General features: G+C 70.9%; 18 protein-coding genes and 1 pseudogene. 8 read left to right on the top strand and 11 right to left on the bottom strand.

What is annotated here, in order from left to right; translation table 11 throughout:
• The first annotated feature begins 82 nt into the window (after positions 1-82).
• Both ACGF5O_RS12830 and ACGF5O_RS12835 read left to right on the top strand, forming a co-directional pair.
• On the top strand, positions 83-796 hold the full coding sequence (locus tag ACGF5O_RS12830; protein WP_393809905.1) for a DUF402 domain-containing protein: 714 nt from the start codon (positions 83-85) through the stop codon (positions 794-796).
• A 304-nt stretch (positions 797-1,100) separates the two neighbouring features.
• On the top strand, positions 1,101-3,197 hold the full coding sequence (locus tag ACGF5O_RS12835) for a SpoIIE family protein phosphatase (protein ID WP_393809906.1): 2,097 nt from the start codon (positions 1,101-1,103) through the stop codon (positions 3,195-3,197).
• A 73-nt stretch (positions 3,198-3,270) separates the two neighbouring features.
• Here the strand turns inward: ACGF5O_RS12835 and ACGF5O_RS12840 are convergent, their stop codons facing one another.
• The 5 genes and pseudogenes from ACGF5O_RS12840 to ACGF5O_RS12860 form a co-directional block, all read right to left on the bottom strand.
• On the bottom strand, positions 3,271-3,705 hold the full coding sequence (locus ACGF5O_RS12840) for a hypothetical protein (protein ID WP_393809907.1): 435 nt from the start codon (positions 3,703-3,705) through the stop codon (positions 3,271-3,273).
• 29 nt (positions 3,706-3,734) lie between these two features.
• Positions 3,735-3,866: a hypothetical protein gene (locus ACGF5O_RS12845; RefSeq protein ID WP_393809908.1), complete on the bottom strand. Its 132-nt coding sequence runs from the start codon at positions 3,864-3,866 to the stop codon at positions 3,735-3,737.
• 380 nt (positions 3,867-4,246) lie between these two features.
• Positions 4,247-4,504 (bottom strand): annotated as a pseudogene (locus ACGF5O_RS12850) (hypothetical protein); the annotation flags it as partial.
• Between the two features lie 62 nt (positions 4,505-4,566).
• Positions 4,567-7,014, bottom strand: a complete 2,448-nt coding sequence (locus ACGF5O_RS12855) for a transglycosylase domain-containing protein (protein ID WP_393809909.1) — start codon at positions 7,012-7,014, stop codon at positions 4,567-4,569.
• A gap of 244 nt (positions 7,015-7,258) precedes the next feature.
• Positions 7,259-8,212: an NAD-dependent epimerase/dehydratase family protein gene (locus ACGF5O_RS12860; protein WP_393809910.1), complete on the bottom strand. Its 954-nt coding sequence runs from the start codon at positions 8,210-8,212 to the stop codon at positions 7,259-7,261.
• Between the two features lie 219 nt (positions 8,213-8,431).
• Here ACGF5O_RS12860 and ACGF5O_RS12865 point away from each other — a divergent pair, with 219 nt between their 5' ends.
• Genes ACGF5O_RS12865 through ACGF5O_RS12875 form a run of 3 tightly spaced genes read left to right on the top strand, consistent with a single transcriptional unit; the run spans position 8,432 to position 11,987 of the window.
• On the top strand, positions 8,432-8,956 hold the full coding sequence (locus tag ACGF5O_RS12865; RefSeq protein WP_351498703.1) for a PadR family transcriptional regulator: 525 nt from the start codon (positions 8,432-8,434) through the stop codon (positions 8,954-8,956).
• Entirely contained in the window at positions 8,953-9,642 is a 690-nt protein-coding gene (locus tag ACGF5O_RS12870) for an ABC transporter ATP-binding protein (protein ID WP_393809911.1), read from the top strand. The genes ACGF5O_RS12865 and ACGF5O_RS12870 overlap by 4 nt, the downstream gene beginning before the upstream one ends.
• Positions 9,639-11,987, top strand: coding sequence for an ABC transporter permease (locus tag ACGF5O_RS12875; RefSeq protein WP_393809912.1), 2,349 nt, complete (start codon positions 9,639-9,641; stop codon positions 11,985-11,987). The genes ACGF5O_RS12870 and ACGF5O_RS12875 overlap by 4 nt, the downstream gene beginning before the upstream one ends.
• Before the next feature lie 6 nt (positions 11,988-11,993).
• Here ACGF5O_RS12875 and ACGF5O_RS12880 read toward each other — a convergent pair whose 3' ends face one another.
• Positions 11,994-12,986, bottom strand: a complete 993-nt coding sequence (locus ACGF5O_RS12880) for a LysR substrate-binding domain-containing protein (protein ID WP_393809913.1) — start codon at positions 12,984-12,986, stop codon at positions 11,994-11,996.
• A gap of 135 nt (positions 12,987-13,121) precedes the next feature.
• Here ACGF5O_RS12880 and ACGF5O_RS12885 point away from each other — a divergent pair, with 135 nt between their 5' ends.
• Together ACGF5O_RS12885 and ACGF5O_RS12890 are read left to right on the top strand one after the other, a co-directional pair.
• Positions 13,122-13,673: a peroxiredoxin gene (locus ACGF5O_RS12885; RefSeq protein WP_393809914.1), complete on the top strand. Its 552-nt coding sequence runs from the start codon at positions 13,122-13,124 to the stop codon at positions 13,671-13,673.
• Between the two features lie 4 nt (positions 13,674-13,677).
• Positions 13,678-14,217 carry an alkyl hydroperoxide reductase gene (locus ACGF5O_RS12890; protein ID WP_393809915.1) on the top strand — a complete coding sequence of 180 codons (540 nt, stop codon included), beginning with the start codon at positions 13,678-13,680 and terminating at the stop codon, positions 14,215-14,217.
• Positions 14,218-14,240: 23 nt separating this feature from the next.
• Here the strand turns inward: ACGF5O_RS12890 and ACGF5O_RS12895 are convergent, their stop codons facing one another.
• From ACGF5O_RS12895 to ACGF5O_RS12915, 5 genes are all read right to left on the bottom strand, one after another.
• Positions 14,241-15,896 carry an AI-2E family transporter gene (locus ACGF5O_RS12895; protein WP_393809916.1) on the bottom strand — a complete coding sequence of 552 codons (1,656 nt, stop codon included), beginning with the start codon at positions 15,894-15,896 and terminating at the stop codon, positions 14,241-14,243.
• 228 nt (positions 15,897-16,124) lie between these two features.
• Complete coding sequence (locus ACGF5O_RS12900) at positions 16,125-16,838, bottom strand: transglycosylase SLT domain-containing protein (protein WP_393809917.1); 714 nt, start codon at positions 16,836-16,838, stop codon at positions 16,125-16,127.
• Positions 16,839-17,246: 408 nt separating this feature from the next.
• Positions 17,247-18,572: a PhoH family protein gene (locus tag ACGF5O_RS12905; RefSeq protein WP_393809918.1), complete on the bottom strand. Its 1,326-nt coding sequence runs from the start codon at positions 18,570-18,572 to the stop codon at positions 17,247-17,249.
• A 409-nt stretch (positions 18,573-18,981) separates the two neighbouring features.
• Positions 18,982-19,755 (bottom strand): isoprenyl transferase, encoded by a 774-nt coding sequence (locus ACGF5O_RS12910; RefSeq protein ID WP_393809919.1) that lies wholly within the window; start codon positions 19,753-19,755, stop codon positions 18,982-18,984.
• Positions 19,756-20,653: 898 nt separating this feature from the next.
• Positions 20,654-21,481 (bottom strand): class I SAM-dependent methyltransferase, encoded by an 828-nt coding sequence (locus ACGF5O_RS12915; RefSeq protein WP_393809920.1) that lies wholly within the window; start codon positions 21,479-21,481, stop codon positions 20,654-20,656.
• Between the two features lie 51 nt (positions 21,482-21,532).
• Between ACGF5O_RS12915 and ACGF5O_RS12920 the strand changes: the two genes are divergently transcribed.
• Positions 21,533-22,045 carry a DinB family protein gene (locus tag ACGF5O_RS12920; protein WP_393809921.1) on the top strand — a complete coding sequence of 171 codons (513 nt, stop codon included), beginning with the start codon at positions 21,533-21,535 and terminating at the stop codon, positions 22,043-22,045.
• Positions 22,046-22,049 lie beyond the last annotated feature (4 nt).

Here is a 22,049-nt window from a genome sequence, read left to right on the forward strand (position 1 = left end):
ACGTGCGAACGTTTCGCGCCGCCCGGCCAGAACCGTGACGTCCGCCGCAGCGTCGTATGCCTACGGCACCTAATATCTGTGCATGGCAGACGGTGGAGCGGTGAGACGCGTGAGGCGCGGGGAAACGGGCGGTGCGACCGGCGACGGGACCGGTTTCTGGACACCCGGGAGCCAGATCCTGTGGCGGTACCGGGAGAACGCCGGGCACGGCTTCCACATCGCGCGCCCGGTCACCGTCGTCCGGGACGACGAGGAACTGCTCGCCGTCTGGCTGGCCCCCGGCACCGAGTGCGTCCGGCCCGTGCTCGCCGACGGTTCGTCGGTCGGCGAGGAGCCGCTGGAGTCCCGCTACACCAAACCCCGGTCCGTCACGCACGGCCACTGGCGCGGCACGGGCGTGCTGAAGCTGGCCCGGCCCGGCGAGCCCTGGTCGGTGTGGCTGTTCTGGGAGCCGGGCTGGGAGTTCAAGAACTGGTACGTCAACCTTGAGCAGCCGCTGGTCCGCTGGGGCGGCGGAGTGGACTCGGAGGACTACTTTCTGGACATCTCCGTGCACCCGGACCGCAGTTGGCAGTGGCTCGACGAGGACGAGTTCGCGCAGGCCCAGCGGGACGGGCTGATGGACGCGGAGACGGCCGTGGCGGTGCGGACGGCGGGCCTGGCCGCGGTGGCCGCCGTCGAGGCCTGGCAGGCGCCGTTCTCGGCCGGCTGGCAGCACTGGCGCCCGGACCCGTCCTGGGCTGTACCGTCACTGCCGGAGGACTGGGACCGTACGCCCGCGCACGTGTCCTCATGAGACCCTTGATGCGCCCCCGGTCCACAACCGTAGGATCGTCCTCCGCAAGGAAGCGTACGCACAACTCCCGGACCATGTGCCGGGCTTGACCGAACGTCACCGAGGGGCGGCAGGACGTGAGCGAGGGGTACGAGGGCAACACCGGCGAGCGGTGCGCGGGCCGCAGATCGTTCGCCGGTGGCACAGGAACAGCCTCCAGCCACGCCGAAATTCCGTTCCTGGGACACGTAATCCGGGTATCGGCACTTCGGCGGGACCACCTGCGCGCCCGGCGCGCAGCCCCGGACGGACGGATTCGACACGAGTGACGGAGCACCCCACCTCCTACGAGCGCCCACAGCCGGGCGCCGACCCCGCGGAGGCCCGCGGGGCGCTCCTGCGTACCCCGCAGCCGCAGCCTCAGCTACAGACGCAGGGACAACCCCAGCCCTGTCCGCGCGGCGGCACCGCCTTACCGGCACAGGCCCGCGCGGGCGAGACGCCCTCCGGTCCCGGTACCAGCACGTCCAAGGAGCACTCCGTCAACGGCCCCGAACACGCCCAGCCCACCAGCGCTGAGCCCGATCCGCACCGGCCGCGCCCCGCTCCTGAGGGCATCCCGCCGCAGCCCGGCGCCGAGGCGGAGCGGCTGGCGGCGGCCGCGCAGGAGCGCCGTACCGGACGCGGGCTGCCGCCGGGCCGGCCGATGCCGATGCGGCGGGACGGCGACCGGCTGCGCTTCGTGGGCGCCGCGACCCGGCGGATCGCCCGGGGCATCGACCTGGACGAGATCGTGATGGGGCTGTGCAGGGCGACCGTGCCGACCTTCTCGGACGCGATCCTGGTCTATCTGCGCGACCCGCTGCCGGTCGGCGACGAGCGGCCGGTCGGCCCGGTGGTGCTGCGGCTGCGCCGCACCGACCGGATCCCGGAGGAACGGGACACCGACGGCGGCTTCCTGCCGGTCCCGGAACCGGATCCGGCCGACCTCGGCCTGGCCGCGCTCACCGCCGACCTGTGCGAGGTACGGCCGGGCGGTGCGCTGAACGAGGTACTGCGGGGCGTACGACCGGTTTTCGCCGACTCCCCGGCGGCGCGCGCCGCGCTGCCGGAACTCCTCGGCGAGGGCAACGAGTCGCTCGTCCCCGGTGCCCAGCACGCGATCCTCGCCCCGCTGCGCGGCCGGCGCCGGGTGATCGGCGCGGCCCTGTTCCTGCGCCGCCCGGAGCGCCTCGCGTTCGAGGCCGACGACCTGCTGGTCGCCGCCCAGCTGGCCACGCACAGCGCGCTCGGCATCGACAAGGCGGTGCTGTACGGCCGGGAGGCCTACATCGCCGACGAGTTGCAGCGGACCATGCTGCCGGAGAACCTGCCGAGCGCCACGGGCGTACGGCTGGCGTCCCGCTACCTGCCGGCGGCCGAGACGGCCCGGGTGGGCGGCGACTGGTACGACGCGATCCCGCTGCCCGGCAGCCGGGTGGCGCTGGTCGTGGGTGACGTCATGGGCCACTCGATGACGTCGGCGGCGATCATGGGCCAGTTGCGGACGACCGCGCAGACCCTCGCCGGGCTCGACCTGCCGCCGCAGGAGGTCCTGCACCACCTGGACGAGCAGGCCCAGCGGCTCGGCTCCGACCGGATGGCGACCTGCCTGTACGCCGTCTACGACCCGGTGTCGCACCGCATCACCATCGCCAACGCCGGTCATCCGCCGCCGGTGCTGCTGCACCTGGGCGGCCACGCCGAGGTGCTGCGGGTGCCGGCCGGGGCGCCGATCGGCGTCGGCGGGGTCGACTTCGAGGCGGTCGAGCTGGACGCGCCGGCCGGGGCGACGCTGCTGCTGTACACCGACGGTCTGGTGGAGTCCCGGCTGCGGGACGTGTGGACCGGCATAGAGCAGTTGCGCGAGAAGCTCGCCGCGACGGCGCAGCTGACGGGGCCGGACCATCCGCCGCCGCTGGAAGCGCTGTGCGACGAGGTGCTCGACATGCTCGGGCCGGGTGACCGCGACGACGACATCGCGCTGCTCGCGGCCCGGTTCGACGGGATCGCGCCGAGCGACGTCGCGTACTGGTTCCTGGAGCCGGAGGACGCGGCGCCCGGGCGCGCCCGGCGGCTGGCGCGGCGGGCCCTGGCCCGCTGGGGCCTCGAAGAGCTGACCGACTCCGTCGAGCTGCTGGTCAGCGAGGTGGTCACGAACGCCGTGCGGTACGCGTCGCGGCCGGTGACGCTGCGGCTGCTGCGGACGGACGTGCTGCGCTGCGAGGTCGGGGACGACGTCCCCCAGCTCCCGCGCCTGCGGCAGGCCCGGGCCACGGACGAGGGCGGCCGGGGCCTGTACCTGGTCAACCGGCTGGCCCGGCGGTGGGGGGCGACCCGGCTCAGCACCGGCAAGGTCGTCTGGTTCGAGCTGAACCGCTGAGAAGCGCCGAACGGCCCTGCCCCGCACGCGAGTGCGGGGCAGGGCCGTTCACGTGCCGGACCTCAGGTCCCCGTCACGCGTAGCGCTCGGCGCGGCGCTTTCGGGACGGCTGGGTCATGTCGACCAGGACGCCCGCTCCCCGACCGGGGATCTCCTCCCGGGAACGGATCTCGGCCGCGACCCGGGCCGGACGTGGATCTCGCGGGCGGACCGCCACGTAGAACAGGCCCTCGCTGGGACTACGGTCGTCGCCGCCCCAGCGGACGACGCCCTCGGTGTCGGCGATGATGTCGCGGATGATCAGTTGCCGGCCGGCCGTGAAGGCGCCCCGGGCACCCGGCGGGTAGGAGCCCGGCCGGATCGCCACGGCGGTGCCGGATGCCCGGTTCGACTCGGGAAGCCGGCTGCCGCGGATGTCCGTGGGCGGTACCCAGCCCTCGACCGGCCGGGGTTCGCCCTGGATGCCGTAGGTCCAGATCGAGCCGTGCGCGTCGGTCTCGTTCTCCATCTCCCATCCGTTCGCGGACGGGCGGCTCGTCAGGAGACGGCGGCCTGGGGTACGGCGGCTGCCGGGGCGGCGGTCAGTCCGGTCGCGGCCAGGCTCGCGGCGGCGGTGACACCGGCCGCTGCGGTGAGGGCGTGTCTGCGGGTTCGGACGGTATGACTCAAAGGGTCGGCCTTTCTTCCGTCCTGGCCGTTCGCTGCTTGCGGTGGAGCACGGCGGCGGTGATCGCGCAGGCCAGGGCCGGCAGCAGCAGAACGGCGAGGGAGGGATTGAGGCAGCCGGGGACCACGACGGTGTAGCTGCGGTCGGCGTCCGTGCGGCAGACGAGCCGCAGGGGCACGAAGTCGCCGTGGAACGCGGCCACCCGAATCCCGTCGGCCTTCTTCGCGCACTCGTTGCCGATCTCCTGCCGTTCCAGGAAGACGAGATGCAGGCACCCCCAGAGATAGAGGGTGAGCGCCCCGGTCACCGCCGTCAGGGACAGGTCGCGCCACACGGTGGGCGGGGTGCGGGAACCGGGGTTCTGTCTCGTCAGCCGGGAGGTGCCGGTGGTGCCCACGGTGACGGTGTGGGACCTCAGGCCGGTCTGGGTGGCGGGACCGAAGACGCCGTTGGCGGTGCCGTCGGCCATACCGAGCTCGTACTGGATGGCGTACAGCAGGGATTCGGCGACGTCGCGGGAGTGGTCGCCGTCGCAGGGGATGATGAAGAAGTCCTGCCGGTTGACGTAACGGCCGTTCATCCACTGCTGGATGCCGCGGATCGTGTCGGAGCCGCTGTTGACGGTGACACAGGCGTCCATGCGGCAGGGCGCCCAGCCGGTGCTGGGCGCCCTTTCCGTCGTGCTCGGTGCCTGTCCGCCGCCTACGGGTCGAGTTGGTCGAGCGGCTGGTCCGTGTTCTCGCCGCCCGGGGTCGTCGGCGTGTCCGTCGGCGTCTGCGAGGGCGTCTGGGACGGAGTCTGGGACGGGGTCTGCGACGGCGTCTGGGACGGGGTCTGCGACGGGGTCGCGGACTTCGTCGGGGTCGAGCTCGGGGTCTGCGAGGGAGTCTCGGACGGGCTCTCGCTGTAGCTCGGCGTGTCCGTCGGCTTGACGGCCGCGCCCAACTCGGTGTTCAGGTCGAACTTGGTCTTCGTCGTGACGCCGAAGGTGTACGCCGCCCAGATCTGCGCCGGGTAACCACCGCCGTTGATGCGGCCGGTGCCGGGGATCAGACCCGTGGCGCCGGTCAGCGGGACCTGGTTGTGGGTCTTGGCGTCCTCGCCGAACAGCCCGACCGAGGTGACCAGGTCCGGCGTGTAGCCGGTGAACCAGGCCGACCTGTTGTAGTCCGACGTACCCGTCTTGCCCGCCACCTGCTGGCCCTTGCGCAGCGGGTTCTGGGCCACCGACACCTTGGCCGTACCGTCGTCGACCACACCGGTCAGCACCGACGTCACCTGGTCCGCCGCCTCACGGCTGATCACCTGCTCGCCGATCGGGTCGGGCAGGTCGACCTTGCGGCCGGTCTTCTCCGCCGACGCGAGGACCGACGGGGTGACCTTCTGCCCGTGGTTGTCGAGGGTGGCGTACACCGAGGCCATCTCCAGCGGGCTCGCGCCCATGGTGCCCAGGGTCATCGCGGGCACCGCCTGGAGCTTCTCGGTGTCCAGGCCGAGGTCGTCGGCGGTCTTCAGCACGTTCTTCATGCCGACGTCCACGCCCATCTGCGCGAACACCGAGTTGACGGACTTGTTCATCGCCGTCTGCACGGTGATCTTGCCGTAGTCGGCGTCGTCCTCGTTCGGCGGCGCGAAGGCGATGTCGCTGCCCTTGACCGGGCGGCGGCTGGTGCCGTCGTAGATCGTGTTGGCGTTGATGTCCTTGCTGTCCTGCGTCTTGGCGTCCTGGTCGAGCGCGGCGGCGAGGATGATCGGCTTGAAGGTGGACGCCGGCTGGTAGTCGGCGCGGGTGGCGTTGTTCGTGTAGTGCTTGTAGTAGTCCACGCCGCCGTACAGGGCGAGGATCTTGCCCGTCTTGGGGTCGACGGAGACGGCACCGGCCTGGACGTTCTTGTCGACCTTGCGCTTCTTGCCGTCGAGCTTGCTGGTGAGCTGGCCCTTGACGGCCGCCTCCAGCTTGGCCTGCTTCTTCGGGTCGATGTTCAGGGTGATCGTCCAGCCCTGGTCGACGACCTGGGCCTCGGCCTCGGACCGGGTGAGGTTCTGGGTCTTCATCAGCTGGTTCTCCAGCTGGGTGTTGGCCAGGTCGACCAGGTAGCCCTTCTGGCCCTCCAGACCGGACGCGGCCTTCGGCTCCTTGGGGATCGGGAACTTCATGGCGTCACGCTCGGACTTGTCCAGCCACTTCTGGCCGACCATGTTGTCCAGGACGTAGTTCCACCGTTCCTGCACCAGCTTCTTGCCGATGGGACCCGCCACCGCCCAGTCGTACTGGCTGGGCGCCTGCAGCAGCGCGGCCAGGTAGGCGCCCTGCTGGACGGTGAGCTTGTCGGCGTCGACGCGGTAGTAGGCCTGGGCGGCGGCCTGGATGCCGTAGGCGCCGCGGCCGTAGTAGCTGGTGTTGATGTAGCCGGCGAGGATGTCGTCCTTGGACTTCTCGCGGTCCACCTTCAGCGAGATGACCAGTTCCTTCAGCTTCCGGGTGACGGTCTGGTCCTGGTCGAGGTAGTAGTTCTTGACGTACTGCTGGGTGATCGTCGACCCGCCCTGGGTGCCGCGGCCCCGCGCGGTGTTGTAGAGGCCGCGGGCCATGCCCCTGAGGTCGATGCCGTTGTCGTTGTAGAAGGTCTTGTTCTCCGCGGCGACGAAGGTGTGCTGGACGTCCTTCGGGACCTTGGAGAGGTCGACTATCTCGCGGTTGACGGTGCCCTTGCGGGCCAGGACGGAGCCGTCGCTGTACTTGTAGACGTTGCTCTGCGTCTGCGCGAGCGCGTTGCCCTCGGGGACGCTCACCATCATGTACAGCGCGATGAAGGAGCCGATGCCCAGCAGGCAGACGGTGAAGAACGCGCCGAGCATCTTCTTCCACGTGAACAGCCGGCGTATGCGGCCCTTGGCGGGCTTGCCGTCCTTGCCGTCCTTGGCGTCCTTGCCCGGCCGCGTCTTCCCCGCGGCGGCCTTGCGGCGCTCCGCGCGGGTGGCGCCCTCGGCCGCCGCGGCGGCCGGCGCGGCCGGCGACTCGACCGCGGTCGTGGTCCCGCCCTCCGCCGTCACCGACGTCTCGGGCCCGGTCTGCTGGGACGTGCGGTTCCGCGGCGCGGCGCGGCGGCCGCCACGCTGTCGCGCTCTTCTCTCGTCCGCTCGTCCCATGAGTCCGTCTGCTCCGCTTCGTCTCGGCTGTCACACGTGTGTACGGGTGTCACACAGGTACGTGGCTCAGGTCAGTCCAGAAAACTAACACCGCTCTCTATGACAGAGGACGCACGATCTGCCCTTTTTCGGACGTGACAATCAGCACCCCCACCCAACGGAACCGACGAGCGGAGAGGGCCGAGGGTTGCCCGCTGAGGGCAAGTGATACCAACGAGACGGAAAAGAGCAGGCCAGAGCGGGCTCAGGCCGGCTCCTGCGCCAGCTCCTCCTTGAACCCCTGCCGCCAGGAGGGGTACCGCGGCTCCCAGCCCAGCTCCCGCCTGGCCTTGGCGTTGGAGAAGCCGCGGCCCTGGGTCATGATGACGACCGCCTGTTCGCCGGCCACGAGGCGGGCCAGCCACACCGGCAGCCGCAGCGGCCGCTTCGCCCCGGCGCACTCGGCCAGGTAGGGCAGCCACTCGGCGGCCGGCGCCGGTTCGTCGTCGACGACGTTGAACACGCCCCGCGCCCGCTGCTCCACCGCGAGGACGGTCGCGCTCGCCGCGTCGTCGAGGTGGATCCAGCTGCTGTACCCGGTGGCGCGGCCGACCAGCGGGTACTGGCGCCTGCGGACCAGCTCCACCTGATCGTCGATGGCGCCGGGGCCGTAGAAGGCGCCGTAGCGCAGGGCGGCGCCGCCGGCCCGCAGGACCGCGTCCTCCAGGTGGCGCAGCGCGAGCATCCCGCCGTACGCGGGGGTCCCCGCCAGCAGGTCCAGCGGGTCCTCCTCCGTCTTCACCCAGCCGCCCTCGCGGATGCCGTTCCAGCTGGCGTGGCTCTGCGCGACGACGTGCCGCACGCCGGTCGCCTCGGCGGCGGCCAGCAGGTGGTCCGTGCCCTCGGTGCGCAGCCGGTTGGTGAGGGCGAACCAGCGGTCGGGATGCTTGATGTCGGGCTTGCCGGCGTGCGCCATGGAGATGGCGGTCAGCTGGTGGACGATCACGTCCGGGCGGGCCGCGGCCACCGCCGCGCCGACCGACAGCGCGTCCAGGCCGTCCATCACGACCCCGTCCGCGCCCAGCTTCTCCAGCAGCCCGAGCCGGGCCGCGCCGGTCGTGGTGGCCGTCACCTGATGCCCCCGCGCCACCAGTTGCGGCACCAGCCGCCGCCCCAGGACCCCGCTGCCCCCTGCCACGAACACCCGCACGGTGATCACCTTCCTGTTCCGACCCGATCCGGTCCGACGTGGGAGACCCGCTCCCGGACCGGAGACGAGACGCCCCCCGCCGCTGTGACATCGCGCCCGCGCCGCCCTGTCGCAGAACCGTGACAATCAGCTCCCGCCCGCGCCCCACCTGCGGGTCCGTACAGCGGGCCATGATCTACACACGGCGCGTATACACGCGGCGTATACACCGTGTGTAGAGTCCTCCCCATGTCCATCGGTCACACCCTCCTGGGGCTCCTGGAGTCCGGCCCGCGCCACGGTTACGACCTGAAGCGGGCCTTCGACGAGAAGTTCGGTCACGACCGGCCGCTCCACTACGGCCAGGTCTATTCGACGATGTCCCGGCTGCTGAAGAACGGGCTCGTGGAAGTCGACGGCATCGAGGCCGGCGGCGGACCCGAGCGGAAGCGGTACGCCATCACCGACGCCGGGGTCACCGACGTCGAGCAGTGGCTGGCGACACCCGAGAAGCCGGCGGAGTACCTCCAGTCGACCCTGTACACCAAGGTCGTGCTCGCGCTGCTGACGCACCGGAACGCCGGCGACATCCTCGACAGCCAGCGCTCCGAGCACCTGCGCAGCATGCGCATCCTCACCGACCGCAAGCGCCACGGCGACCTCGCGGACCAGCTCGTCTGCGACCACGCCCTGTTCCACCTGGAGGCCGACCTGCGCTGGCTGGAACTGACCGCGGCCCGGCTCGACAAACTCCGCGCGGAGGTGGCCAAGTGAACGCTCCCGCCGGTTCGCTGCTCACGGCCGAGAACCTCCGCAAGGCGTACGGCCCGACCGTCGCCCTCGACGGGGCCGAGTTCTCCATACACCCGGGCGAGGTCGTCGCCGTGATGGGGCCGTCCGGCTCCGGCAAGTCGACGCTGCTGCACTGCCTCGCCGGGATCGTGCCGCCGGACTCGGGCTCGATCGTCTACGCCGGGCGCGAGATGGCCACCATGAGCGACACCGAACGCAGCGCGCTGCGGCGCAGCGAGTTCGGGTTCGTCTTCCAGTTCGGCCAGCTGGTGCCCGAGCTGACCTGCGTGGAGAACGTCGCGCTGCCGCTGCGGCTGAACGGCACCTCCCGCAAGGAGGCCCAGCGGGCCGCGCTGGGCTGGATGGAGAAGCTGGAGGTCGACGACCTCGCGAAGAAGCGGCCCGGCGAGGTCTCCGGCGGCCAGGGTCAGCGGGTCGCGGTGGCCCGCTCACTGGTCACCGGCCCCCGGGTGCTGTTCGCGGACGAGCCGACCGGCGCGCTCGACTCGCTCAACGGCGAGCGGGTGATGGAGCTGCTGACCGACGCCGCCCGCTCCACCAACGCGGCCGTCGTCCTCGTCACCCACGAGGCACGGGTGGCCGCCTACTCCGACCGCGAGATCGTCGTACGGGACGGGAAGTCCCGGGACATGGAGCGGGCGGTATGAACGTTCGGCAGTGGTCCAGGGATCTGGCCATGGGGGTCCGGTTCGCCTTCGGGGGCGGCCGCGAGGGCTGGTTCCGGGCCGCGATGACGGCGGTGGGCGTGGGCCTCGGGGTGGCGCTGCTGCTGCTCACCACGGCCATCCCGAACGCGCTCGCCGTGCGCCACCAGCGCGACGTGGCACGGGCGGACTACACGTACGTCTTCGGCCACCCGATGAAGGCCGGCGAGAAGACGTTCGTCATCGCGGACATCGAGACCCCCTACCGGGGCAGCGACATCCGCGGCCGGATGATCCAGCGGGAGGGCGCGAAGGCGCCGGTGCCGCCCGGGCTCACCGCGTACCCGGCGCCCGGCGAGATGGCCGTCTCGCCCGCGCTGAAGCGGCTGCTCGACTCCCCCGACGGGGCCCTCCTGCGGGCCCGGCTGCCGTACCGGGTCACCGCCACCATCGCGGAGAGCGGGCTGACCGGCTCGCAGGAGCTCGCCTACTACGCGGGCTCCGACGACCTCGCCGCCCACATCCACCCGCCGGACGTGGCCCGGATCGACCACTTCGGCAGCCCCCGGTCCCCGGACGCGGAGTCCGACCCGGTCCTCACCCTGCTCGTGCTCCTGGTGTTCGTGGTGCTGCTGATGCCGGTCGCCGTGTTCGTCGCGGCGGCCGTCCGCTTCGGCGGCGAGCGCCGCGACCGGCGGCTGGCCGCGCTGCGCCTGGTCGGCTCCGACGGCCGGATGGTACGGCGGATCGCGGGCGGCGAGGCGATGGCGGGCGCCCTGCTCGGACTCGTCCTCGGCGCCGGCTTCTTCCTCGTCGGCCGCCACCTCGCCGGAAACGTCGACGTCTTCGGCACCAGCGTGTTCCCGAGCTATCTCAACCCCTCCCCCGTGCTGGCCCTGCTGGTGGCGGTCGCCGTCCCGGCGGCGGCCGTCCTGGTGACCCTGTTCGCCCTGCGCGGGGTGGTCATCGAGCCGCTCGGCGTGGTGCGTACGGCGAAGCCCGCGCGCCGCAGGCTGTGGTGGCGGCTGCTGCTCCCGGTGGCCGGTCTGGCGGCGCTCTACCCGATGATCGGGCAGGGCCGCGGCGACGGCGACTTCAACCAGTACCTGGTGACCGGCGGCGTCCTGCTGCTCCTGGTCGGCATCACGGCGCTGCTGCCGTGGGTCGTGGAGACGGTCGTCGGCCGCCTCGGCCAGGGCGCGGTGGCCTGGCAACTGGCGGTACGGCGGCTGCAGTTGAGCAGTGGCACGGCGGCCCGCATGGTCAACGGCATCGCGGTGGCGGTGGCCGGTGCGATCGCGCTCCAGATGGTCTTCGCCGGCGTCGAGGCCGACTACACCAAGCAGACCGGCAACGACCTCACCCGCGCGCAGATGTCGGTCCAGGTGCCGGACGGCGTCCAGGTGCCCGAGGTGGCCCGGGCCATGGCCGCCACCAAGGGCGTACGGAAGGTGGTCTCGATCGCCGACGGCGAGGTGGGCGACCGGAAGAAGGACCCGAACCAGACCGCCCAGGTGAGCGTGGGCAGTTGCGCCTCGCTGCGGGAGGTCGCCACCCTGCCGTCCTGCCACGACGGCGACGCCTTCGCGGTGAAGGGGTCCGACAGCGACTCCGAGACGGCGAAGCTGCTGGCGGCGGGGGCGAAGCAGGGCCGGACGCTGTACCTCGACCCCTCCTACTCCGGCGACGACGAGGGATCCCCGAGCCGCTGGACGGTACCGGCGGGGCTGAAGCAGGCGACGACCCGCCAGGACCCCACCGGCTACGACCGCGGCGGCCTCCTGCTCACCCCGGGCGCGCTGCCGGCCGGCGCCAGTACGGCGGTGCAGGGCGTGGTCTATCTGTCCATCGACTCCGCGGTCCGCGACGTGCACGAGTACGTGATCAACACGGCGGTCCGGATCGACCCGCTGATGCACGCTGAGACGCTGACCTCGGTCGAGCGGGACGGCCAGTTCAATTCCATCCGCAACGGACTGCTCGTCGGCGCGGCCGCCGTACTGGCGCTGATCGGCGCGAGTCTGCTGGTCGGCCAGCTGGAGCAGCTGCGCGAGCGCAAGAAGCTGCTGGCGGCCCTGGTCGCCTTCGGCACCCGGCGCCGCACGCTGAGCCTGTCGGTGCTGTGGCAGACGGCGATCCCGGTCGGGCTCGGCCTGCTGCTGGCCGGCGTGGTGGGACTGACGCTCGGCACGGTGCTGCTGAAGATGGTCGGCTCCACGGTGCGCGTGGACTGGCCGGGCGTGCTGGCGATGACCGGCTTCGGCGCGGCGGTCGTCCTGGCGGTGACCCTGCTGAGCCTGCCGCCGCTGCTGCGGCTGATGCGCCCCGAGGGCCTGCGCACCGAGTAGCAGGTGTCAGGAACCGGCGCCGAGGACCCGGACGGGCAGCGGCCGCAGCGCCTCGCGCAACGCGGCCGCCAGCTCCCGGTACTCGGCGCCGCGCGCCGCTCCGGCGCGCATCGCGAGGGCGACCCGGCGGCTCGGCGCGGGCTCCGCGAAGGAACCGGTGAGCAACTGCTCGCTGCGGCTGGTCTCGACCCTGACGGCGGTGTGCGGCAGCAGGGTGCAGCCGAGCCCGCCGGCGACCAGCTGGACGAGGGTGGCGAGCCCGGCGGCCGTGGTGGTCACCGCGACGTCCTCCCGCCCCGCCTCCCGGCAGATGTCCAGGGCCTGGTCGCGCAGGCAGTGCCCCTCGTCCAGGAGCAGCAGGTTCAGTTCCTTGAGCGCCTCGCGGGCGATGCCGATACGACCGCCGAGCGGATGCCCGAGCGGCGTGACGAGCACGAAGTCCTCGTCGAACAGCGGGAGTTCGACCACCCCGGGGATGCCCAGGGGGACCGCGAGCAGCAGCAGGTCGAGCCGGCCGGCGGCGAGCCCGTCCAGGAGGCTGGCGGTCTGCTCCTCGTGGACCTGGAGGTCGAGGTCCGGATAGCGGTCGTGGACCAGTCCGAGGACCGTGGGCAGCAGATACGGCGCGACGGTGGGGATCACGCCGAGCCGCAGCGCGCCGGTGAACGGTGCCCGCACCGCCTCGGCCTCCGCCAGCAGCGCCTGCACCTCCGCCAGTACCGCCTTCGCCCGTACGGCGAGCCGGGCGCCGGCGGGCGACAGCAGCACCTTGCGGGTGGTCCGCTCCAGCAGGGTGACGCCGAGCGTCTCCTCCAGGGCCGCGACCGCCCCCGACAGCGCGGGCTGGCTCATGCCTATCGCGGCCGCCGCGTCCCGGAAGTGCAGGTGCTCGGCGACCGCGCAGAAGGCGCGCAGCTGCGCCAGACTCGGCTGCCGCCGCCTGCCGCCGGTCCCGACCCCGCCCCCGGTACCGTTCCCCAGGGGATTACCCAAAGCCACTAATAGCCACCTCCGATCAACTCGACCGATTGTAGCTATTTCAGGAATCAATGCACCTCGTGCCACGATCGGCGGCGTCCAACCCATCGGAGCCGGCCCCGCGATCCGGGGCGCTCCGCGCTGCAAGGAGAGCGTGTGCTCACTGTCGGTGACAAGTTCCCCGAGTTCGAACTGAAGGCCTGCGTCTCGCTGGAGAAGGGCCGGGAGTTCGAGACGATCACCCACAAGACCTACCAGGGTTGGAAGGTGGTCTTCGCGTGGCCCAAGGACTTCACCTTCGTGTGCCCCACCGAGATCGCCGCGTTCGGCAAGCTGAACGAGGAGTTCGCCGACCGCGACGCGCAGATCCTCGGCTTCTCCGGTGACTCCGAGTTCGTCCACCACGCCTGGCGCAAGGACCACGACGACCTGCGCGAGCTGCCGTTCCCGATGATGGCCGACTCGAAGCACGAGCTGATGCGCGACCTCGGCATCGAGGGCGAGGACGGCTTCGCCAAGCGGGCGGTGTTCATCGTCGACCAGAACGACGAGATCCAGTTCTCCATGGTGACGGCGGGCTCGGTGGGCCGTAACCCCAAGGAGGTCCTGCGGGTCCTGGACGCCCTCCAGACCGACGAGCTCTGCCCGTGCAACTGGTCCAAGGGCGAGGACACCCTCGACCCGGTCGCGCTGCTGGCGGGTGAGTGACCCCGTGTCCCTCGACGCCCTCAAGTCCCGTCTCCCGGAGTACGCCAAGGACCTGAAGCTCAACCTGGGCTCGGTCATCGGCAACTCGGAGCTGCCGGCGCAGCAGCTGTGGGGCACGGTCCTGGCGACCGCCATCGCCGCCCGCTCCCCGATCGTGCTGCGCGAGCTGGCACCGGAGGCGAAGGCGAACCTCACGCCCGAGGCGTACACGGCGGCGAAGGCCGCGGCCGCGGTGATGGCGATGAACAACGTCTTCTACCGCACCCGGCACCTGCTGTCCGACCACGAGTACGGCGCCCTGCGCGCGGGTCTGCGGATGAACGTCATCGGCAACCCCGGGGTCGACAAGGTCGACTTCGAGCTGTGGTCGTTCGCGGTGTCCGCGGTCAACGGCTGCGGGATGTGCCTGGACTCCCACGAGCAGGTGCTCCGCAAGGCGGGGGTCGGCCGTGAGGTGGTCCAGGAGGCGTTCAAGATCGCCTCGGTGGTCCAGGCGGTTGGCTCCGCCCTGGAGGCCGAGGCCGTGCTGGCCGAGTTCGAGTAGCGCCGCTGCTCCGGGGACCCCGTTCACCGCTGGTGGGCGGGGTCTTCCGCATCCCTGGGGGCTGCGCCCCCAGACCCCCCTTCGGCCTGAACGGCCTCGTCCTCAAACGCCGGACGGGCTGAGGTTTGCGGCTGAGCACCGTCGTCGGGCTCAGGACGGGCCGAGGTTTGCGGCTGAGCACCGTCGTCGGACTCGGGACGGACTGAAGTTTGTGGTTGGGCGCCGTCGTCGGACTCGGGACGGGCCGAAGTTTGTGGTTGGGCGCCGTCGTCGGGCTCAGGACGGGCCGAAGTTTGCGGCTGAGCACCGTCGTCGGACTCGGGACGGGCCGAAGTTTGTGGTTGGGCGCCGTCGTCGGGCTCAGGACGGGCCGGTGTGGGCGGCTGGTCGGCGTCCGCGTCTGCGTCTGCGGGCTCGGTGCCCTCGTATCGTTCGCGTGAGTAGTGGTGGAGGTAGCTGACCACCGTGTTCGTCACCGCCACCAGGGGTACGGCCACCACCGCGCCGCCCAGGCCCGCCACCAGGCTGCCGGCCGTGACCGAGAGGACCACGGCGAGGGGGTGGACGCGGACCGCCCGGCCCAGGATGAACGGCTGCAGGATGTGGCCCTCGATCTGCTGGACCGCGAGGACGACGGCCAGGGTCATGACCGCGGTGAAGACGCCCTGGGTGACCAGTGCCACGATCACCGCCAGCGCGCCGGAGGCGACGGCGCCCACCAGTGGGATGAACGAGAACAGGAAGATGAACACGGCCAGCGGCACGGCCATCGGGACATCCAGGAAGTAGATGCCGATGCCGATGAAGATGGCGTCGATGAGGGCGACCAGGACCGTGCCCCGGACGTAGGCGGTGAGCGTGCGCCAGGCGCGCGGGCCGGCGCCGGCCACTCCCTCGCGGGCGGCGGCGGGGACCAGCTTGAGGATCCACTTCCAGATGCGGTCGCCGTCGTAGAGCAGGAAGAGCGTGGAGAAGAAGACCAGCAGCAGGCCGGTCAGCGCCTCCACGACGACCTGGACGCCCTCCAGGCCGAACGACGTGATCTGGTCGGTGTTGGCGCCGATCGCCTCGCGGAGGTTCTTGGCGATCTGGTTGATCTGTTTGTCGGTGACGTGGAACGGGCTCTTCAGCAGCCAGTTGCGCAGGTCGTCGATGCCGTTCTGGATCTGGTCGGAGAGCGTGTCGATGTTCTCCATGACCTGCCAGGTCACGAACCAGCCCATCAGGCCGATCACCACGAAGCCGGAGATGGCGGTGAGCGCGGTGGCGGGACCGCGCGGCACGCCGTAGCGGCGCAGCCGGGCGACGGTGGGCTGGAGCAGGGCGGTGATGAGCATGGCGACGACGAAGGCGAACACGACCAGTTGCACGGAGCTGATGACCCGCATCAGGATCCAGACCGCGCCGGCCAGCACCAGCAGCCGCCAGCCGGCCTCGGCGGCGACCCGCACACCCCACGGGATGGCGGTCACCGGGTCGGGACGCGGCACCGGCTTCCGGACGGGCGCGGGGGCCGGCGGCTCCGGGGCCGGGGCGGGTGCCGGAACGGGTACGGCCGGAACGGGCGGCTCCGGCGCGGCGTGCTCCCGCTCCACCTCGGCCCGCCGCTCGTCCAACCGCTCGCCCATCTCGGTCAGTCCGGCCCCGACACGGCCGAGCCACTCAGGCACGCGCGACATGATCCGCCCTCTCCCCACCACTCCCCCCTGGAGTCGTCCGCAACGACCGTACAGGGCAACAGCCCCTCCCCCTAGGACGGGGAGGGGCTGCCGAAGGTTGAGAAAGGCTCACTGGAACGCGCCCTGTTTTGTCTCTTGGGGGCGCGGGGAACTGCGCGACAAGCCCCCACCGGCCGGCAGACACCCACGAACCGCAAGACAGCTTGTCGGCCGAACCCGGCGGAACGCCTAATACCAGTGGTTCGCCTGCCAGAACGACCACGCCTCACACGGGCTGCCGTACCGGGAGTTCATGTAGTTCAGGCCCCACTTGATCTGCGTGGCCGGGTTGGTCTGCCAGTCGGCGCCCACCGAGGACATCTTGGAGCCGGGCAGTGCCTGGAAGAGACCGTAGGCGCCGGAGGAGGCGTTGACCGCCTGGTAGTTCCAGCTGGACTCGTGGTCCACGATGTTGCTGAAGCACTGGTACTGGCCGCTGGCCACCATCTGCTGCGCCATCGCCTGGATCTGCGCCACGGTGTACGAGCTCTGGACCGGGAAGCTGGCCGACGACACGGAGGACCGGCTGGCCGCTTCCTTCGCCTCGGCGCGCTCCTTGGCCTCCTTGGCCGCCTTCTCCGCCTCGGCCTTCTTGGCCTCCGCGGTCTTGGCTGCCGCCACCCGCGCGGCCTGCTCGGCGTCCTTCTTGGCGGACACGTCCGCCTGGATCGCCACGGCGTCGGCCTGCTGCGTCAGGGACGCGGTCTGCACCTGGGCCTGCTGGCCCGCGGGCAGGTCCGCGAGGAGCGTGGTGTCGGCTGCCGTAGCCTCGGCGTCGTTGTTGGGCTGGGCAACGCTGCCCGAGGCAACACCCACGACGCTTCCGACGGCGGTGACCGCGGTGGCCGAAGCCACTGCGAATCCCCGGACCGAGATCCGGCTCACACGGTTTCCTTCCAGCATCGCCCGCTTCGGTGACCCTGGCGGACGCAATCTTGCCCCTGGCACTGGTCTCCTCACTACTGGGTCACGGGAGACACGGGCCCGGTGGGCAACTCCCCTCGGGGAGCGCCGCGTGGTGCTCGGGCGGCATACGACGTCGCTATGGAATTAGCAGTGATGCTTCTGTTGTTCCGTACCGCTGGGGGTACAGGTGTGTCGTATGCGGGGCCTGACAGGAGTGAGACTCTGCCGTAACCCGACGCCGGGTGGCAATTCAGAGTTGCGTGTGAAAGCTCACATGCGGTTTCTCCCTGGGGATTTCAGGAAACCACCACGCGCGAAGGCGCCGCCCGGCTAGGCTCGGGGCCTTTGCCGGACGGCGCCAACGGGTGGGCGGTCAGCCCAAGTTGGACACAGGGGTCAGATGGTTCAGATGTGACCGTCCTCCAGCATTTCGGTCACAAGGGCGGCGATCTGGGACCTCTCGGACCGGGTGAGGGTGACATGCGCGAACAGCGGATGCCCCTTCAGCTTCTCCACGACGGCGACCACACCGTCGTAACGCCCCACCCGCAGATTGTCCCTTTGCGCCACATCGTGGGTCAGAACGACCCGTGAATTGGCGCCGATCCGGGACAGAACGGTCAGCAGGACGTTCCGTTCCAGCGACTGGGCCTCGTCCACGATCACGAACGCGTCATGCAGGGAACGGCCGCGGATGTGGGTGAGCGGCAGCACCTCCAGCATCCCGCGGGCGGTGACCTCCTCGATGACGTCGCGACTGGTGACCGCCGAGAGGGTGTCGAAGACCGCCTGCGCCCAGGGGCTCATCTTCTCGGCCTCGGAGCCCGGCAGATAGCCCAGCTCCTGCCCGCCGACCGCGTACAGCGGCCGGAAGACCATCACCTTCTGGTGCTGCCGGCGTTCCAGGACCGCCTCCAGGCCCGCACAGAGCGCCAGCGCGCTCTTGCCGGTGCCGGCCCGGCCGCCCATCGACACGATCCCGACGTCCGGGTCGAGCAGCAGGTCCAGCGCGATGCGCTGCTCGGCGCTGCGGCCCTTGATGCCGAACGCCTCACGGTCGCCGCGCACCAGGCGGATGTTGCCCTCCGCGGTCACCCGGCCGAGCGCCTTGCCGCGCTCCGACTGGATGGTCAGCCCGGTGTGCACCGGGAAGTCGGCGGCCTCCGGGACGTACACGTGCCCTTCCTCGAAGAGGATGTCCACCTGTTCGCCGGGCAGGGTCAGTTCGGACATCCCGGTCCAGCCCGAGGAGTCCGTGATGGCGAGTTCGGCGCGGTACTCCTCGGCGAGGAGGCCGACCGACGACGCCTTGATCCTGAGCGGCAGGTCCTTCGAGACGACGGTGACGTCGTACCCCTCGGCCTGCAGGTTGCGGGCGACCGCGAGGATGCGGGAGTCGTTGTCCCCCAGGCGGTAGCCGCTCGGCAGCACGCTGGGGTCCGAGTGGTTGAGCTCGACACGGATGGTGCCGCCGAGTTCCCCGATCGGGATGGGGGCATCGAGGCGACCGTGCCGGACCCGGTAGTCGTCGAGCAGGCGCAGCGCCTGCCGGGCGAAGTAACCGAGTTCGGGATGGTGCCGCTTGGCCTCCAGTTCCGTGACCACGACGATCGGGAGCACTACCTCGTGCTCCTCGAAGCGGGCCATGGCGTTCGGGTCGGCCAGCAGGACGCTGGTGTCGAGAACATAGGTGCGCCGGTCGGACTTGCGGCGCGTTGTGCTGGTCACCACGGAAGGACGTACCCCCTCGGATGAGGTCGGGGAGCGACGATGGCGAGCTGGACCGGTTGACGGCCACCCTGCACGGGCCGAAAACCGGCCCCCCGCTGCTTCTTCCGTGCCGTGACCGCACGGTCGGGCTGGTGCAAAGGGCCTCCCGGGCGGACGGCCCCGAGCCGCCCGCTGAGATCCGATGCCCGGGGTTCGGGCGTCGACCTGTCTGGCTTATGCCCTCGAACATGCGCCGCCATGCCACGGTCCGCAACGACGCGCAGGTGAACTCCGTGTTACTCGCGCCCCAATATGGGTGATTTACGCCTCATGGGTGGCGTGCGGTCATCCACCGTGACGACGTGGTCATCCAGCGTGGCGGCGGTGCCGGGGGTCGTATGCCGTGTTGACGTCCGCCGTCACGATGACGTCACCCGCCGTAGCGGCGGTGCCGGGCGGCGTAGTCGCGCATGGCGCGCAGGAAGTCGACCTTGCGGAACGCGGGCCAGAAGACCTCGCAGAAGTAGTACTCGGAGTGGGCGGTCTGCCAGAGCATGAATCCGGACAGCCGCTGCTCGCCGCTGGTACGGATCACCAGGTCCGGGTCGGGCTGGGCACCGGTGTAGAGGTGACGGCCGATCATGTCGACGTCGACGGCGTCGGCGAGGTCCTCCATCGCGACGCCCTTGTCGTGGGCGTCGAGAATCATCGAGCGGACGGCGTCGGCGATCTCCTGACGGCCGCCGTAGCCGATGGCGACGTTCACCAGTATTCCGTCGACGTGCGCGGTGGCCTCCTCGGCCTCCTTCAGCGCGGTCTGCATCGGGGCGGGCAGCAGGTCGGGGGTGCCGACGTGGTGGACGCGCCAGCGGCCGTCGGCGGCGAGGGTGCGGACGACGTCCTCGATGATGCCGAGGAGCGGGACCAGTTCCTCCTTGGCGCGGTCGAAGTTGTCGGTCGACAGCAGCCAGAGGGTGACGACCTCGACGTCGGTCTCGGAGCACCAGCCGAGGAACTCCTCGATCTTCTCCGCGCCGACTCGGTGGCCGTGCACCGTGCTGGATCCCGCGGCCTTCGCCCAGCGCCGGTTGCCGTCCATGATGACGCCGATGTGCTTGGGCACCTGAGCGTGGTCCAGGTGGCCTTCCACCCGGCGTGCGTAGAGCCTGACGAGCAGGCCGCGCAGCTTGTCGCGCAGGTTCACTTGAAGTCCGCCCCTCGTGAATCGGATGCGGGGGTCCACGTGGAGTCGCGTGGAGTCCGCGTGCTTGGGGATGCGGGAGTCCGCGGGCCGAAGCCTACCCCTCCGGGGGTTGAGCCCGTTGACGCCCCAGGGGGCGGGGGGTTGAGGCCGGTGCGCGACCGCGGGCGGGTCGTGGCTGGTCGCGCAGTCCCCCGCGCCCCTGCGGGGCACGGCCCTGAGGCCGATTGAAAAGTGGGTGAAAAAACGGGCCGGTCCGTGGGGGGGAGACGGACCGGCCCGAGGGGGGGCTTCCACCATAACCCTTCGTAAGTGATGCTGCGCGCATCAGCACGCATCAACTACTCTCCGGAGTCGCCCGGCGACGCCCCGACGGGCCCGAAGCACTGGATTCGGGGGTCCAGCATGGCCGATTCACAACGGAATCCCAGGAAAAGTAGCCGCTTACGGGGAGATCAAGAGGGTTTGGGCCGTCTTGTGGACGACTCGCCGAGTTGTTCACCCGTCCCCCCGACGGGCTACCCCGGGTGCGAACGACGCCTTGACGGGAGCGAGTGGGGCGATACGGCACCGCGCAGCCCCCTCCACCGCGCGGTACCGCCCGCGCAGCTTTGCTCACGCGAATTACCTTGGTCTGAACTTACGTGAGCCGATCGGGTGATACGAAGCAAATGAGGTAACGATGTGAGAACACTGTGAAAATGAGAGATGAACAAAGGGGTGCACTCTTCACTTATGCGTAGATCTACGCCCTAGAGCACGAGTTGCCCCTATTGATCACTGACGCCCCTTAATGTGTCGCCTTGATCGTTTCACTCTCCGCATGGCCGCACGGGCGTCCGGACTCCCGGACGGCGGTTCTTGGCCATTCTTCGCCGCCTGGCATTCCAAGGCCGGTGCATCAGGGCCGGCGCACCGGTCTGCGGGCGTCGAAGAGGTGCCGGGAGCTGTGCGCCACGAAGGGTCCCTCCGTCTCGATCCGCCGGTGCAGGGCCCGGAGTTGCGGCTCGTACGCCTCGACCGTGAAGCCCGGGACCAGCCACACGACCTTCCGCAGGAAGTGCACGACGGCCGCGATGTCGTGGAACTCCATCCGCAGCCGCTCCGCCCGCAGCCCGGCCACCTCCAGCCCGGCCGCTTCGGCCGCGGCGCGCTCGGCGTCGGGGTGACGGCCGCCGCGGACGGCCTCCGGCTGCGGGCCGAGGAAGAACTCGACGAGCTCGAAGACGCTGGCGGGCCCGACGTGCTGCGCGAAGTACGTGCCGCCCGGCCGCAGCACACGGGCGATCTCGGCCCAGTCGGCCCGCACCGGGTGCCTGCTCAGCACCAGGTCGAAGGTCCCGTCGGCGAACGGCAGCGGGGCGTCCTCGGGCGAGGCGACGACCACCACGCCGCGGGCGCCCAGCAGCGCGCTCGCCTTCGGGACGTTCGGCGGCCAGCCCTCGGTGGCGGCGAGCAGCCGGGGCCGGTCCGGGGCCGCCGTACCGAGGGCGAAGTCGAACACCTCGCCGCCGCCGGTCTGGATGTCGAGCGCCGCCGCGGCCCGGGCCAGCCGCCCGCCGGCCGCCCGGGCGTACCCCCAGGAGGGACGTGCCTCGGTGGCCCGCCCCTCGAACCAGGAGAAGTCCCACCCCTCGGTCGGCACGGCGGCGCCCTCGGCGACGAGGTCCTCGAAGGTGCGGTGCGTGGGGTGCATGGGGTGCGTGCGCTGCGTCCGCTGCTCTGCCATGGCCGCAGGATCGCAGCGGACTGTCAGTCCCCGCTGCTAATTTCACCCGCCATGACGACCCACGACACGTACACCGCCGGCGAGAAGGACATCCTCCACGCGAGCCTGGACCGGCACCGGGACGCGGTCCTGTGGAAGCTGCAGGGACTGGACGACGAACAGCTGCGGCGCCCGATGACGCCGTCGGGCACGAACCTGCTGGGGCTGGTGAAGCATCTCGCCTCGGTGGAGTACGGCTGGTTCGTCTCGGCGTTCGGCGGCGAGGTCGAGCCACTGTGGTTCGACCCCTACACCGACGACGACCTGTCCGTCGGCCCCGGTGAGACCACCCAGCAGATCACCGACTTCTACGGCCGTGCGCGCGCCGCGTCCGACGCGGTGATCACCGGACGCCCGCTGGACACCCCGGGCCGCCCGGACTGGCGCGACCACGAGGTCTCGCTCCGCTGGGTCCTCGTCCACATGATCGAGGAGACGGCTCGGCACGCCGGGCACATCGACATCCTGCGGGAGCTGATCGACGGGGCGACGGGGGACCATCCGCGCGCCACGGGCACGGCGTGACGAA

The sequence above is a fragment of the Streptomyces sp. NPDC048291 genome (genome assembly GCF_043201715.1).
In the GTDB taxonomy this organism is placed as follows: domain Bacteria; phylum Actinomycetota; class Actinomycetes; order Streptomycetales; family Streptomycetaceae; genus Streptomyces.